A 14623-nucleotide genomic window follows, 5' to 3' on the forward strand; every position below is an offset into this window, starting at 1 on the left:
TTTTGTCACGATCGTTGCTCACCGGCTGTGGTCGAAGGTGTCGAAGAGGCCGGGTGCAACCAGTACGGCCATCCGGCCGGTTTAGTGGTCTAGACCTTGACTCTCAGATTGGTCTGATCCAATCCTGGGGACGTTCCCGCCGTGCGACGCCGCAGCACGGCTCCCCGCCCTCCTTGGAGCGCACGTGCGTCGACGCAGACCTTTCTCCCGATTGTCCGTTTCCCTTGCCCTGGCGGCATTCTCGGCCGGCACGCTGGTCGCCGCGGCCGGCACCGCCCAGGCCGCCACACCGCTGCCCTCGCACGTCTTCGCCCCCTACTTCGAGGCGTGGACCGGCGAAAGCCCGGCCGCGCTCGCCCAGGCGTCCGGGGCCAAGCACCTGACCATGGCGTTCATCCAGGCCGCCACCAAGGGCCAGTGCACCGTCTACTGGAACGGTGACTCCGGGATGCCGATCTCGAGTGCCACCTTCGGCTCCGACATCACCACCATCCGCTCGCGCGGCGGCGACGTCATCCCGTCCTTCGGCGGCTACACCGCCGACAACACCGGCACCGAGATCGCCGACAGCTGCACCAACGTCGACTCGATCGCCGCGGCCTACGAGTCGGTGATCACGACCTACGACGTCCCGCGCCTCGACATGGACATCGAGGACAACTCGCTCACCAATTCAGCCGGCATCGACCGCCGCAACAAGGCCATCAAGAAGGTCCAGGACTGGGCCGCCGCCTCCGGCCGGCCGTTGCAGATCTCCTACACCCTGCCCACGACCACCCGCGGCCTGGCCGACAGCGGCCTGGCCGTCCTGCGCAACGCCGTCACCAACGGCACCCGCGTCGACGTCGTCAACATGATGACCTTCGACTACTACGACAACGCCGCCCACGAGATGGCCACCGACACCCAGACCTCGGCCACCGGCCTGGTCTCCCAGCTCGCGGCGCTCTACCCGGGCAAGACCCAGGCCCAGCTGTGGGCCAGTGTCGGGATCACCGAGATGATCGGCGTCGACGACTTCGGCCCCGCCGAGACGTTCACGACCGCCGACGCGGCCACCGTCTACAACTGGGCCGTCTCCAAGGGCATCAACGAGCTGTCCTTCTGGGCGCTGCAGCGGGACAACGGCGGCTGCCCGGGCGGGGCCGCCGCGGACAACTGCTCCGGCATCTCCCAGTCCCAGTGGTTCTTCAGCCACGCCTTCGAGCCGTTCACCGGCGGCACGACCGTGCCGGGCAACGACTTCTCCCTCGCCGCGAACCCGGCCTCGGCCGCGGTGAACCCGGGCGCCTCCACCTCGGCGACGGTCACCACCGCCGTCACCTCCGGCGCCGCCCAGTCCGTGGCCCTCTCGGTCTCCGGCGCACCCGCCGGCGTCACCGCGTCGGTCAGCCCCGGCTCGGTCACCGCGGGCGGCAGCGCGACGCTCTCGGTCGCCACGACCGCGGCCGCGGTCCCCGGCGTCTACCCGCTGACCGTCACCGGCGCCGGAACCTCGGGCAGCCACAGCGCGACCTTCACCCTCACCGTCAACGGCACCGTGCCGACCGGCTCGGTCGTCAACGGCGGATTCGAGACCGGCGCGCTGAGCCCGTGGGTCGGTGCGGGCGACTCGGTCGTCGCCTCGCCCGCGCACTCGGGCACCAAGGCCCTGCAGGTGGCGGCCACGGCGTCGTCGACCGGTGAGGCCGCGCAGAACGTCACCCTCGCCCCGAACCACGCGTACACGCTCAAGGCGTGGGTGCAGGGCAGCTACGCCTACCTCGGCGTCAGGGGCGGCGCGACCGCCAGCACCTGGACCTCGAGCAGCGGCTGGACGCAGCTGTCGGTGCCGTTCACGACCGGTGCGTCGGGCGCGGTGACGATCTACGTCCACGGCTGGTACGGCCAGGGGTCGGTCTACACCGACGACGTCACCCTCGGCTGAGAAAAGGCGGCTCCGGTCCTCCCCGCACCTGCCCGCGGGGAGGACCGGAGCCGTTCGGCCGCAGCACCACTGGGCAAAGTGGAGGTTGGCGCGGGCGCCATCGCCGGACAGACTGGATCTTCCGTTCGCGAGGAGGAACACACATGCCCCACATCCCGCTCGACCCGGAGCTGCCCGGGATCCGGTCGCTGATGGCCTACCGGCCCGAGACCGCGGTCCCGCTGAACCTCCTGGCCCAGACGCTCCTGCGCGGGCCGAGCAGCCTGACGGTCGGCGAGCGCGAGCTGATCGCGACCGTCGTGTCGAACGGCAACGAATGCCGCTTCTGCACCGGCAGCCACGCCGCCACCGCGGCCGAGACCATCGAAGGCGGCCGCGCGGTGGTCGACGCGGCCTGCGCCGGGATCGACGACGCGCCGGTGTCGGAGAAGCTCAAGGCCCTGCTGCGGATCGCGCTGGCCGTGCGGGAGACCGGCCGCAACGTCACCGACGAGCTCGTCGCCGCGGCCCGGGCCCAGGACGCGACGGACCTCGAACTGCACGACACCGTGCTGATCGCGGCCGCGTTCTGCATGTACAACCGCTACGTCGACGGGCTCGCCACGATCGCGCCCGAAGACCCCGCGGCCTACGAGCAGATGGGGAAGGTCCTGGCCGCCGAGGGCTACGGGCGCTGATCAGCCGTGAAGGGCACCCTCAGGGCTATAGAAGCCATGAGGGTGCCCTTCAGGACATCTTTACGCGGGCTGCAGCACGAAGTCGTAGCGGGCTTCGATCCATGGCCCGTCGCTGTGCCCGCCGTCCGGGGTCGGGCCCGGCTCGCGCGGCTCGAACGTGACGACCAGCTCCTGCTTGGTGCCGAACACGACGTCGCTGTCGAGGTACTCGGCGCCCTCCTGGAACAGGTGCGTGATCAGCGGCTCGTACCCGGCGGCGTTGATCAGGAAGTGCACGTGCGCCGGCCGGTAGTGGCTGATGTCGGTGCCGCCGATCAGCGCGCCGACCGGGCCGTCCATCGGGATCGAGTAGCCCTTCGGCGCGATCGTGCGCAGGCAGTACGACCCGTCGGGGCGGGTGGCGTACTTCGCGCGCAGCCGGGCCTCGTCGATGCCGGGGATCTGCGACTCGTACGCGCCTTCCTCGTCGGCCTGCCAGACGTCGAGGACCGCGCCGCCGACGGGGGAGCCGTCGAGGCCGGTGACCGTGCCGGTGATGTAGAGCGGCGCTCCCGGCAGGCCGTCGGACATGTCGCCGCCGAACTCCTTCTCCGGTGAGCCGTCGATGTGGAACGGGCCGAGCACCGTCGCCGGCGTGGCCTTGGCGTCGAACGCGTGGTTCATCTGCACGACCAGCATGCTCAGGCCCAGGACGTCGGAGGCGAGGATGAACTCCTCGCGCTTCTCGTCGCTGATCTGCCCGGTCTCGGTGAGCCACCGCATCGCGGCCATCCACTCGGTCTCGCTCAACCGGACTTCGCGGGCGAAGGCGTGCAGGTGCCGCACGAGCGCGGCCATCAGCTCCGCGGTCCGCGGGTCGTGCGCGCTCGCCCAGCGCCGCGCGGCGAGCTCGGTGATGTTGTCCTCGGTGACCAGCTGCATCGGCGTTCCTCTCAGACTTCCGGATCCGGGGCGACGGACCGGTTGTTCAGGTCCACCGACAGGAAGATGTCGTTCGCGACGGGATGGCGCAACTCCTCGGCGAGCTGCCCGATCAACCCCGCCGTGCGGGCCAGCAACGCGAACCCCCGCAGCAGCTCCAGCGGCAGGCCCAGGTCGGCCAGCGCCGCGCCGCAGACGCCCGCGCCGTTGAGCGGCAGCGTCTTGCCCAGCACCTTCGGGTGCACCCGGCCGATCGCCGCGAACAGCTCCAGGTGCGGCCCGCGCAGGCCCTCTTCGGCGGCGATCTCGAACAGCCTCGCCGTGCGCGGGTCGCCGTCCTTGTGCACGTGGTGCCCGAGGCCGGGCACGAACTTCCGTTGTGCGCGCATGCTTTCGACGGTCTTCACCGCGAGCGCGTCCCACCCGGCCTCGTCGGTGGGCGGGCGGTCGACGGTGCCGAGGACATCGTGCAGGAACCGGCCGCAGTCCTCGGTGACGCCGAGGAAGCGCGACCCGCCGCCGAGCAGGCCCGCGGCGAGCGCGCCCTGGACCGAGTCGGGCGCCGAGAGGTAGGTCAGCCGGGTGACGATCGCGGTCGGGGTGAAGCCGTGGTCGGCGAGCGCGGCCAGGACCGCCTCGAAGACCCGCGTCTCGCCCTTGGCCGGACGTCGTTGCGTGGCGAGCCAGAACGCCAGCTCGCCGAAGCCGACCTCGCCCATCACGTCCCGGGCGAGGTCCTGGCCGAGCAGGGTGATCTTGTCGCGGCTCGACGCGCCGAGCGCCGTCTCGTACGCCGGCAGGTCAGCCATCGTCGCCCTCCCGGGGACTCGTCAGCCACTCCCGCAGTTCGGCGCCGTGCTCGTCCAGCTCCGGCGGCGGCAGCCGGTAGGTGGCGGGGGTGGCGGAGAAACGGATGGGGTGGCGGGTGGTCGGCACCGCGCGGTCGCCGTCGCCGACTTCGACGATCGGGTCGAGCCCGAAGCGTTCGGCCATCGCGAAACCGCCGTCGATGGTGTTGATCGGCCCGCACGGCACGCCGACCTTCGTCAGGGCTTCGAACCACTCGACGGCGCCGCGGGTGGCGAGCCGTTCGATGAGCAGCGGCCGGAGCTCTTCGCGGTTCTTCGTGCGGTCGGCGTTGCGGGCGAAGCGTGGGTCGTCCGGGGCATCGGGCAGGTCCAGGACTTCGCAGAGCCGGCGGAACTGCCCGTCGTTGGCCGCGGCGACGATCAGGTCGTTGTCCGCGGTGGGCAGCGGCTCGTACGGGAAGACGCTGGGGTGGGCGTTGCCCATCCGGTACGGCACCACACGCCCGGCGGCGTAGGCGGAACTGTGGTTGACGAGCCCGGTCAGCGCCGAGGACAGCAGGTTGACCTCGACGTGCTGGCCTTCGCCGGTCGCGTCGCGGTGGCGCAGCGCGGCCAGGATGCCGATCACCGCGTGGTTGCCGGCCATCACGTCGAACACCGAGATCCCGGCGCGGTACGGCGGCCCGTCCGGGTCGCCGGTGAGGCTCATCAGCCCCGAGATCGCCTGCACCATCAGGTCGTACCCGGGCACGTGCCGGCCCTCGCCCGAGCCGAACCCGCTGATCGACGCATATACCGAGCCCGGGTTGGCGGCCTGCACGCTGGCGTAGTCGAGGCCGTACTTGGCCAGCCCGCCCGGCTTGAAGTTCTCGATCAGGATGTCCGCGCGGGCCGCCAGCTCGCGGGCGACGACGGCGTCGGCCTCGTCGCGCAGGTCCAGGGCGATGGAGCGCTTCCCGCGGTTGATGCCGAGGTAGTAGGTGGAGACGTCGCCGCGGACCGGCGGCATCCACGTGCGGGTCTCGTCACCCTGCGGGCCCTCGACCTTGACGACCTCGGCGCCCAGGTCGGCCAGCAGCATCGTGGCGTACGGGCCGGCGAGCACCCGGGAGAAGTCCGCGACCAGCAGCCCGGTCAACGGACCGGCGGCGCTGTTGTCCACCCGAACCTCACCTTCGCGTCCGTCAGTCGGACGTATGTCCGCTCAGTTTGGGGGAGCGGCTCACGGCGGTCAAGACGCCGGGACCGTCACGTGCGGGACGTCGGCGAGCCGGGCGAAGTCCGCGCTGATGTCCCCGGCGGTCTGCAGCAGCAGCGGCAGGTGGTGCTCCAGCAGCCGCTCGACGGACGTCTCCGCGGCGTGGCAGTTGACGTTGACGCCGGCGATCACCCGGCCGGAGCCGTCCCGCAGCGGCGCGGCGACCGAGCGGATGCCCAGCGTGAGCTGCTCGTCGGTGAGCGCCCAGCCACGGGCCCGGACCTCGCGCAGCTCGGCGTCGCGCTCGGCCCGGTCCGGCTGCCAGCGCGCGACCAGCCCGGAGCGAGTCGGCTCGGCCAGCACCGCCTCCAGCTCGTCGAGGGGCAGGGCGGCCAGCTGGACCTTGCCCAGCGACGTCGGCAGCGCCGGGAACCGCGTGCCGATCTGCACGCTGAGCCCGACGATCTTCGGCACCGCCACGCGCGCCACGTAGACGATGTCGGAGCCGTCGAGCTGGGCGATCGAGCACGACTCGTTCGTGCGCGCGACCAGGCGTTCCAGGTGCGGGCGGGCGACGTCCCACAGGCCCGCCGAGCGGACGTAGGCGACGCCGAGGTCGAGCACCCGGGGCGTCAGGGCGAAGCCGCGGCCGTCGGAGCGGACGTACCCGAGCTCTTCGAGGGTCAGCAGGATCCGCCGGGCGGTGGGCCGGGCCAGGTTCGTGGCCGCGGCCACCTCGGCCAGCGTCATCGACGGCTGGTGCGGGCGGAACGCCGTGATCACCTCGAGCCCGCGGGCGAGCGCCTCGATGAAGTCGGGACCGGTTCCCTCGCGTGGCATGCGCGACCTCCCTCTGGTCTGGTCCTCACGGGCAGCGTAGCGGCGGGGATTGACACGAGCGCGGCGCTGGGCAAAAGTGACTGCGCCCACCCCATGTCCGTCCAGCGGACGAGTGTACGCAGAAGTGCGTGGAGAACGAGGCAGCGATGACGCAGCCCACCGACGGCCGGCCGGTCCTCCTGCGCGGCGGCACGGTCCTGACCCTCGACGACACCCGCCGGGTCCTCACCGGCACCGACGTCCTGGTCACCGGCGACCGGATCGCCGCGATCGGCCCCGCGCTGGAAGCCCCGCCGGGAACGGTCGAGATCGACGCGACCGGCGGGATCGTCATGCCGGGCATGATCGACACCCACCGCCACCTGTGGCAGACGGCCATGCGCGGCTACGGCGCCGACTGGACGCTCACCCAGTACTTCGTCTGGTACTACCTGGAGTGGGGCAAGGTCTTCCGCCCCGAAGACATCCACGCGGGCAACCTGCTCGGCGCGTGGGAAGCCCTCGAAGCGGGCGTCACGACCACCGTGGACTGGTCCCACGGCCTGCGGACCACCCAGCACGCCGACGCCGCGGCCGACGCGCTCGAATCCGTGCCCGGCCGGTTCGTGCTGGCCTACGGCAACATCCAGGACTCGCCCGCCACCTGGACGGGCACGCCGGAGTTCCGCGACTTCGTCACCCGCCGCACCGGCGGCGACCTGGGCTTCCAGCTCGCCTTCGACGTCACCGGCGACCCGGCGTTCCCGGAGAAAGCCGCCTTCGAGGTGGCGCGCGAGCTGGGCGTGCCGGTGACGACCCACGCGGGCGTCTGGGGCGCGACCGGCGACGACGGCATCCGGCTGATGTACGAGAACGGCTTCATGACGCCGGAGACGGTCTACGTCCACAGCGCGTCTCTCTCGGCCGACTCCTACCACCGCATCGCGGCCACCGGCGGCTCGGTGTCGGTGTCGACCGAAAGCGAGCAGAGCGCCGGCCAGGGCTACCCGCCCACCTGGGCCCTGCGCGCGTACGGCATCCCGGTGTCGCTGTCGATGGACACGTCGGTCTGGTGGAGCGGCGACCTGTTCTCGGCGATGCGCTCGACCCTGGGCGCGGACCGCTCCCGCGAGCACCTGGAGGCCCACAAGCTGGGCGAAACCGTGACGCACGCGGCGTTGCGCGCGGAGCAGGTCGTGGAGTGGGCCACCCGCGGCGGCGCGACGGCCCTGGGGCGCTCGGCCGACCTGGGCAGCATCGAGGTCGGCAAGAAGGCGGACGTGGTGCTGCTGAAGAACGACGCCTCGCCGGTGTCGTTCCCGCTGCTGAACCCGTACGGCCACGTCGCGTTCCAGGCCCAGCGCGCCGACGTCCACACGGTCCTGGTCGACGGCCGCGTCGTGAAACGCGACGGCCGCCTGGTGGGCGTCGACCTGCCCGCGGTCCGGCGCGAAGTGGAGTCCACAGTGGACTACCTGCGCGCGCAGCTGGGCGAGGAAGCCTGGCGCCAGGGCATGAACCCGGACGTCCCGCAGACGAAGGTCCTGGACAACCCGTACACGTACACGACCTACCAGAGCGACTCCACCCACGGCGGCTGAGGACTACCTCGACCTCGACGCGTACTCCGTCAAGGCCGTGCGGTTCTGCAGGTTCGACTTCGCCATCAGGCTCGCCACGTGCTTCTCCACCGTGCGTGGCGAGATGTGCAGCCGGCGGGCGATGTCCTTGTTGCCCATGTTGTCCGCCAGCAGCTGCAGCACCTCGTACTCGCGGACCGTCACCCCGGCCGAACGCAGGTCGGCCGGGAGGCGGTCGGTGCCCTCGCGGCGCTGGCCCACCGGGGCGCCGATCCTGCGCAGCAGGCCCCGGCACGCGCTCGCCACCGCCGAGATGCCCGCCTGGTGGAAGTACTCCTCGGCCTCCTTCAGCCACGTCACCGGGTCGCCCCAGCCGTCGGCCGCGGCGGACTCCGCCACCATGCGCAGGCCCAGGTGCCGGCTGACCGGGAACAGCGCCGCCGCGTCCACCGCCTTGGCCAGCGCCGCGTCGGCCAGGTCCGCCTCGCCCGCGCGGCCGTGCCGGACCGCCTCGCCCAGCAGGACGAACTGGCGGTTCCAGCGCATCCCGCTCACCGCGGCCCGCGGCTCGCCCGGTTCCGTGTCGGTCCCGTCGAGGGCTTCGACCAGCAGCCGCAGGCCGTGCTGACCCGCCAGGTGGAAGCGGCTCGGCTGCCGCTCCTCCAGCGCCATCACCTGCGCCAGCTCCCGGCGCGCGCGATCGGCGTCCTCCTCCAGCAGCGAGCAGAACACCTGGGCCAGCCCGACGCTGAGCACCATCTCCTGCGCCGTTCCGCCGCCTTCGGCGCGGAAGTCGTCCAACGCCAGCTCCATCCGCGCCCGGTCCGCCTGGTGCGCGACGACCATCGCGCGCGTCATGTGCGTGTACTGCAGCAACGCGACCAGCCGCAGCCGCCCGAGGACGGCGAGGTTCTCGGCCAGGATCCGGTCCGCGTGCTCGAACTCCCCGCGCATCACCGCGTGCACCGCGCGGCTCGCGTCGACCGCGCAGGTCAGCGTGATCGCCCCGGTCCGCTGGGCCTCCGCGCGCGCCAGGTCGAACGTCCGGACGTCGCCCTCGGCCAGCATCCGGTGCCCGCCGAGACGGACCAGGACCTGGGTCCGCAGGTGCGTCAGCTGGTGGCGCTCCGCGAGCCGCCGCGCCAGCTGCAGGTAGCGCTCGGCCTCCGCGAGATCGGTCTCCAGCGCCACCATGCCGAGCACCTGCAGCGCCTGGCACGACACGAACGGCACCCCGGCGCGCTCGGCGACCTGCCATGCCTGCTCGGCGAGCTTGCGGGCCCGTTCGGTGTGGGCCGGGCCGGGGACGTCGAGCCACAGCGTCGCTTCGACGGCGTCGACGGCCGCCCGCTGCTCCTCGGCCATCTCGTCGCCCAGCGGGGCGCGGGCCTGCTCGATCTGGTTGAGGCACTCGTCGTGCCGCCCGGCGATGTAGGCCGCCCAGGCCAGCTGGATGTGCAGGTCGACCGCCCGTTCCAGCCGGCCCAGCTCGGCGAACCGCGCGGAGAACTCGACGGCCCGGTCGAACTGCCCGGTCTGCCCGAGCGCGTGCAGCAACGCCTCCAGCGCGTCCGCCCGATCCTCGGTGCCCGCCGCCGCCAGCAGCTCGACCGCGCGGGTCAGCATCGTCACCGCCGTGTCGGCGGCCCCGCCGTCACGCGCGCGGCGACCGGCCTCGGCGAACAACCGCCCGGCGCCGGGGTGGTCCATCGCGGTCAGCCGCAGCGACGCGGCCAGCGCGCACAGCTCCCCGGGCAGGCCCGGGTGCAGCAGCTCGACGGCGTCGGCGGCCTTGCGCGCCAGGTTCGCCTTGGTCGAGGGCACCAGCCTCGACAGCAGGGCCTCGGCGGTGAGCGGGTGCCGGAAGGCGTACCAGCCCGGGGTGGTCTCGTCGGTGGTGACCAGGTGGGCGGCGACGCTCGCGCTGATGTGGTTGTGCAGCATCCGGTCGTCCATGTCGGTCACCGCCTGCACCACCGACAGCGGGAACCGCCGCCCGAGCACCGCGGCCACCGACAGCAGCGTCTCGCCGTCCGAACCGAGCGCGTCCACCCGGGCGGCGATGCTGCTGATCAGCGCCTCGGGCACCCGGGCCTGCAGCTCGCCGACCACCTGCCAGCCGCCCGGCCCGCCCACGAGCAGGCCGTCGCCGAGCATCCCGTGCAGCAGTTCCTCGACGACGAACGGGACGCCTTCGCTGTTCTGCCACAGCAGGTTCGCGACGGCGGCCGGGACCGCGTCCGGCTCGGTCTCCAGGCACGCCGCCGCGAACTCGCGCGTGCGGGCGGCGTTCAGCCGGGTCAGCTCGAAGGTGCGGCTCGACGACCGTTGCGACGCCGCCGTGGCCAGCCGCAGCGCCTCGCCGGGCTCGTTGCGCAGGGTGCCGATCAGCATCACCTTGCCCGACGCGAGGTTGTCCACCAGGTACTCGACGATGAACAGCGTCTCGGCGTCGGCGTTGTGCAGGTCCTCCAGCACGATCAGGCAGCCCTCGGCGCGCCCGGCGACCGACAGCAGCCGGAAGACGGCCTCGGCCAGCACCATCAGCGAGCCGTTGTCGTGCGGGCGGTCGCCGCGGTACCAGTCGGGCACGAGCCGGGCCAGCACCGGCACCAGCGGGTCGAGCTCCGGCGCGGCGGGCGGGTGCCCGCCGCGGAAGTGCGACAACAGGGCTTCGGCGAGCGGGCGGAACGGCACCATCGGCCCGATCGAGCTGGCCCGCCCGCGCAGCACCGGCATCCCGGTCGCCAGCGCCCGCGCGGCGACGTCGGCGGCGAGCCGGGACTTCCCGATCCCGCCTTCGCCGACAAGGAAGAAGGCCCCACCGTGGTCGGTGCGGGCCTTCTCCAGAGCCTGGGACAGTGCGCCGAGCTCCCTGTCCCGCCCGATGAGGCGCGTCGAACGGATGCCCATGAGCGGGGACTATAGCCGGACGGATCGCTTCCGGATGCCCGTCGAAATACCGGCGGGCCGGTGTCTCACTATTCGGTGAAACCCCCGGTGACGACCGTGACGTCGAACGTGGTCAGCGAATTCATCGAAGCCCTCGGGGCCCGCCCCGACAGTGCGTGGTTGCGGGCGCCGGTCCGGGCCGACGACGGGAGGGTCAAGTCGCCGATCGGGTTGTCGATGGCGGCGGTGTCGTGCTCGGTCATGCGGTGTCTCCACTCTCGGTAGTACTGGCGGTGCGAAAAGGACGGACGGTCAGAGGGCGAAAGTGCCGTTGGTGACGACGGTGGGGTCACCGAGCGTCTCCACTGTGATCCCGGACAACCGGGGCCGCGCCCCGGCCAGCGCCCGGTTGCGCGCACCGGCGCGGTTCGCGCGCGGGAGCACCAGGGCGCCGACTGTGGCTTCGACGGTCTCGGCGGTGATTTCGGGCATCGTGCGGTTCTCCTCGTGCAGGTGGGGCCGGGGCGGGTCAGCGAGTCGGGGGTTGCAGGAGCAGCGCGGACGGGACACGCGGGCCGAAGCCCAGGCGCAGCAGGCCGTAGCCGATGCCGGCCAGGCCGGTCAGCAGCCCCGGCGAAGGCACGGCGTCCGGGGTGCCGCAGCGCGCGCCGTCCTGTTCGACGGCGGTCAGCAGCTGCCCGGTCCGGCGCTCCACCGCGGCGGCGGCTCCGGCGTGGCCGTTCTCGGCCAGGACGCCGAGCACGTCGGTGATGCCGGTTTCGCCGTGGCACAGGCTCAGGTCGCGCAGCGGGTCCTGGGCGGCCAGGCGCCGGACCTGCTCGTCGAGACCGCCCAGCACGTCGGGGTCGCCGGCGTAGGCGAGGACCTGCCCGGCCAGGCCGGAGCACCAGCCGTGCCCGGTCGCCGCGGTCGCGGGCGGCAGGGTCGCCGTCTCACGCGGGTGCCCGAGCAAGGCCCAGTCGACACCGGCCGCACCGTGCGCGAACCCGGGGTCGGCCAGGTCGGGGTCGATGGAACGGCCGGCGAGCTCGGTGGCGTAGGCGTCGGCCAGCAGGGCCGCGCTCGCGAGCCCGGTCTGGGCGGCGACCGACCGCAGCGCGACCAGACCACCGGCCAGACCGGTGGTGAAGCGCGGTGACGTCGCCGGCGTCGCGCCCGGCATCACGGCGACGGTCCGGGCGGCCAGGTCCAGCAGGTCGGGCCGGGCGAGCAGCCGCGACAGCCGGGCCAGCGCGTAGGCGACACCGCCGAGCCCGAGCAGCCCGCCGCAGCCGGCCGCCTCCGCGAGCTCCGGGTCGGCTTCCAGCTCCGAGACCAGCCACGGCAGTCCGGCCAGGGCCTTCCCGGCCAGGTCGTGGTAGCGGTCGATGCCGGTCAGCTCCGCGAGCTGGGCCAGGAACAGCGCGACGCCGGTGTAGCCCTCGCCGAGCCCGGCGCCCATCGGCAGCACGGCCCAGTACTTCTCGTCGACCAGCTCCAGCCCGACCCAGTTGACCCGGCCGCCGGCCGAGGACGCGCGGGCGATGATGGCGTCGGCGATCCCGCACGCGGCCGAGAGCAGGTGCGCGGGTTCGGGGCTCTTGCTCGGCAGGACGCCGTCGGTGACGCCGGTGCCGGCGTGGGTCTCCTCGGCCGGGCGGGTGGCCAGCGCGGCGGAGATCAGCCACTCCTGGTCACGGCGGTCGATCGTGGTCATCCCGGCGATCTTCGCCAGCACCGACGCCAGCGGCGTCGCGCTCAGCATGTCGGGCAGCCGCTTGCCCTCGGCGTCCCACAGGTCGCCCGAGCCGGGCTCGCCGCTGAACATCGGGACGTCGCCGGCCCACAGGTCGGTGAGCTCGGCGGCGATCAGCCCGCGGCGGACGTCGTCGGTGCTGTCGTCGTGCAGCAGCGCGAACGCCTCGTCCCGCTCGGCCGCGTCGGCCAGCAGCGACGGGTGTGTCGTCTCGTCGAGCATCCGGGCGTAGAAGCTGGTCGGGCGGACCAGGACGCGGATCTTGTGTGCCGCGCAGCGCTCCAGCAGGGGAGCCAGCTCGGCCGCGCCGTCGGCGATGGTGTCGTAGCCGGCGCGGAACCCGGCCAGCAGCGCGGCGCCGTGTTCGGCCGGTTCGACGTCGACCCCGCCGAGTGTGGGCCGGTTGACGCCCGCGCCGGGGCCGCCGGGGACGCGGGCCAGCCGCATCCGGTCGGTGCCCGGCTCCAGCCAGTCGACGCGCTCGAGCGCCGGGGTGGTGACGCGGCCGCCGCCGAGGCCGGAGATGTCGACCGCGCCGTGCTCGCCGACGATCATCTGCGGCAGCAGCATCGTGCGGTGCACCGAGCGGGCCAGCAGCGTCGAGGCCGGATCGGCGTTCGCGTCCGCCGCGGCCAGCAGGGGCTGGAAGAGCGTCTCGATGTCGATCAGCACCGGCTGGTCACCGGCCGCGATGATGTTCTCGAAGTGCACGTCGGTGCCGTCGAGCGCGTGCAGCAGAGCCAGCAGCACGCCCTGGCGGCGGTAGAAGCGGTCGACCTCGGTCAGGTCCGCGCACGGCCGGTGCTCGACGAAGCGCAGCCAGCCGTACCCGGGCCGGACCAGGACGTCGACGGTCTCCAGCTCCAGGCCGGGGACACGCGGGTTGAGCCAGGCGACGACGTCGGTGAACGCCGCGTGCAGGCCCAGCGGCCGCGGCTTGTAGACGACCCGGTCGCCGCCGTCGAAGCGCAGTTCGCGCACCGAGCGGCCGCGCTGGTGCGCGTCACCGGTGCCGCCGGTGATCTCGGCCAGCCGGCCGAGGCCGGCGGTGCCGATGAGCCCGGCCAGCGCGTCGCGGTCGGTGGCGTACCGGCCGAGCAGCTCCGTGGCCGACTCGATCGCGTACAGCCCGGCCTGCGCGGCGAGCCGCGCGAGCACCGGGTAGCGGTGCAGCAGATCCGTGAGCCCGGCGGTGGTGGCGGCCTGGCGGACGAAGTCGGCGAAGCGTTCTTCCCCGGTCTCCCCGGCGAGCCGGCCGGCGCGGCGGGCCCGGCCGAGCTCCAGCACCAGCGTGCGGGCGGCGAGCCCGGCGAGCTGGTGGCCCAGCTGCGCGGCGCAGCCGTCCGCGACCGAGACGACGTCGACGGCGGGCGCACCCGCTGCGGCGTCGGCGATCGCGGCGCGGACCGCGCCGACGAACGGGTGGAACACGGACGCGAACGCCGTGCGCCAGGTCGGGCCGGACGCCGGCGCCGTGGGTTCCGCCGTCGCGAGTGCGGTCTCGGCGAAGTCCACCCACGCGGGGCGGAGGCCGTCGGATCGCCGCTCGCGCGGGGTCAGGCCCGCCGCCCACCAGGTGGGCGGAAGCGTCGTCGTCGCCGGGTTCGGCTGCGGGGGAATCACGAGATCGAGCATGCCAGCGGGTGACCGGGGTTACATGGGGGTGCTACGCCCGCATTCCGGCGGCGTATGGGGGCGTACTGGGGGCCCATAGGGGCACCGCCGGGAAAACGCCTGGTCGCGCCACCCCCGGTTGCGCCGGACGGACGTGGCGGTTGCGCCGTTCGGCGGGCGGGCCGCATGGGGGCGTGAAGCGGCAACAAGCCCCGAACGGACGCGGTACACCACCCACCTGGGTCACCCCGGCGCACCGGGTTCCGCACTCGCGCGCGCGGCCGCGACGCCCGCGCGCGAGGCGGTCATGGGGGTTCGCGGCGTCGCCGGAATGCGGGGACGCGGCACCCATGTGCGCCGGGCCACCGGCGATGACTATTCGTCTCGAGAAGTTCGTGGCCGCACCCCGCCGCGCCGCGGACGTTCCCCG

The 14623-nt window shown here is 73.1% G+C and carries 11 protein-coding genes; 3 read left to right on the forward strand and 8 right to left on the reverse strand.

Annotated elements, in window-relative coordinates:
• Positions 1-211 precede the first annotated feature (211 nt).
• Both ACLJQZ_RS24225 and ACLJQZ_RS24230 read left to right on the forward strand, forming a co-directional pair.
• Positions 212-1927: a glycosyl hydrolase family 18 protein gene (locus ACLJQZ_RS24225; protein WP_410622161.1), complete on the forward strand. Its 1716-nt coding sequence runs from the start codon at positions 212-214 to the stop codon at positions 1925-1927.
• A 143-nt stretch (positions 1928-2070) separates the two neighbouring features.
• Positions 2071-2604: a carboxymuconolactone decarboxylase family protein gene (locus tag ACLJQZ_RS24230; protein ID WP_247051857.1), complete on the forward strand. Its 534-nt coding sequence runs from the start codon at positions 2071-2073 to the stop codon at positions 2602-2604.
• A 60-nt stretch (positions 2605-2664) separates the two neighbouring features.
• Here the strand turns inward: ACLJQZ_RS24230 and ACLJQZ_RS24235 are convergent, their stop codons facing one another.
• From ACLJQZ_RS24235 to ACLJQZ_RS24250, 4 genes are all read right to left on the reverse strand, one after another.
• Positions 2665-3525 (reverse strand): dioxygenase, encoded by an 861-nt coding sequence (locus ACLJQZ_RS24235; RefSeq protein WP_410622162.1) that lies wholly within the window; start codon positions 3523-3525, stop codon positions 2665-2667.
• Between the two features lie 11 nt (positions 3526-3536).
• Positions 3537-4334 carry a citryl-CoA lyase gene (locus ACLJQZ_RS24240; protein WP_410622163.1) on the reverse strand — a complete coding sequence of 266 codons (798 nt, stop codon included), beginning with the start codon at positions 4332-4334 and terminating at the stop codon, positions 3537-3539.
• Positions 4327-5496, reverse strand: coding sequence for a CaiB/BaiF CoA transferase family protein (locus tag ACLJQZ_RS24245; protein ID WP_410622164.1), 1170 nt, complete (start codon positions 5494-5496; stop codon positions 4327-4329). Before ACLJQZ_RS24245 ends, ACLJQZ_RS24240 begins: the two co-directional genes overlap by 8 nt.
• A gap of 69 nt (positions 5497-5565) precedes the next feature.
• Positions 5566-6372, reverse strand: a complete 807-nt coding sequence (locus ACLJQZ_RS24250) for an IclR family transcriptional regulator C-terminal domain-containing protein (RefSeq protein WP_410622165.1) — start codon at positions 6370-6372, stop codon at positions 5566-5568.
• A gap of 146 nt (positions 6373-6518) precedes the next feature.
• On the opposite strand from ACLJQZ_RS24250, the gene ACLJQZ_RS24255 reads away from it, so the two are divergent.
• The gene (locus ACLJQZ_RS24255; RefSeq protein WP_410622166.1) at positions 6519-7952 is read left to right on the forward strand and encodes an amidohydrolase family protein; all 1434 of its coding nucleotides are present in this window, start codon (positions 6519-6521) and stop codon (positions 7950-7952) included.
• A gap of 3 nt (positions 7953-7955) precedes the next feature.
• Here the strand turns inward: ACLJQZ_RS24255 and ACLJQZ_RS24260 are convergent, their stop codons facing one another.
• The 4 genes from ACLJQZ_RS24260 to ACLJQZ_RS24275 form a co-directional block, all read right to left on the reverse strand.
• Positions 7956-10844, reverse strand: coding sequence for a helix-turn-helix transcriptional regulator (locus ACLJQZ_RS24260; protein ID WP_410622167.1), 2889 nt, complete (start codon positions 10842-10844; stop codon positions 7956-7958).
• A 68-nt stretch (positions 10845-10912) separates the two neighbouring features.
• Positions 10913-11086 carry a hypothetical protein gene (locus tag ACLJQZ_RS24265; protein WP_326949672.1) on the reverse strand — a complete coding sequence of 58 codons (174 nt, stop codon included), beginning with the start codon at positions 11084-11086 and terminating at the stop codon, positions 10913-10915.
• A 49-nt stretch (positions 11087-11135) separates the two neighbouring features.
• On the reverse strand, positions 11136-11315 hold the full coding sequence (locus ACLJQZ_RS24270) for a hypothetical protein (RefSeq protein WP_326949671.1): 180 nt from the start codon (positions 11313-11315) through the stop codon (positions 11136-11138).
• 37 nt (positions 11316-11352) lie between these two features.
• A complete protein-coding gene (locus ACLJQZ_RS24275) occupies positions 11353-14202 on the reverse strand; it encodes a type 2 lanthipeptide synthetase LanM family protein (RefSeq protein ID WP_410622168.1) in 2850 nt (949 codons plus the stop codon).
• Positions 14203-14623 lie beyond the last annotated feature (421 nt).

Origin of the sequence: Amycolatopsis sp. cmx-8-4 (assembly GCF_046548675.1) — a bacterium.
Lineage (GTDB): Bacteria > Actinomycetota > Actinomycetes > Mycobacteriales > Pseudonocardiaceae > Amycolatopsis.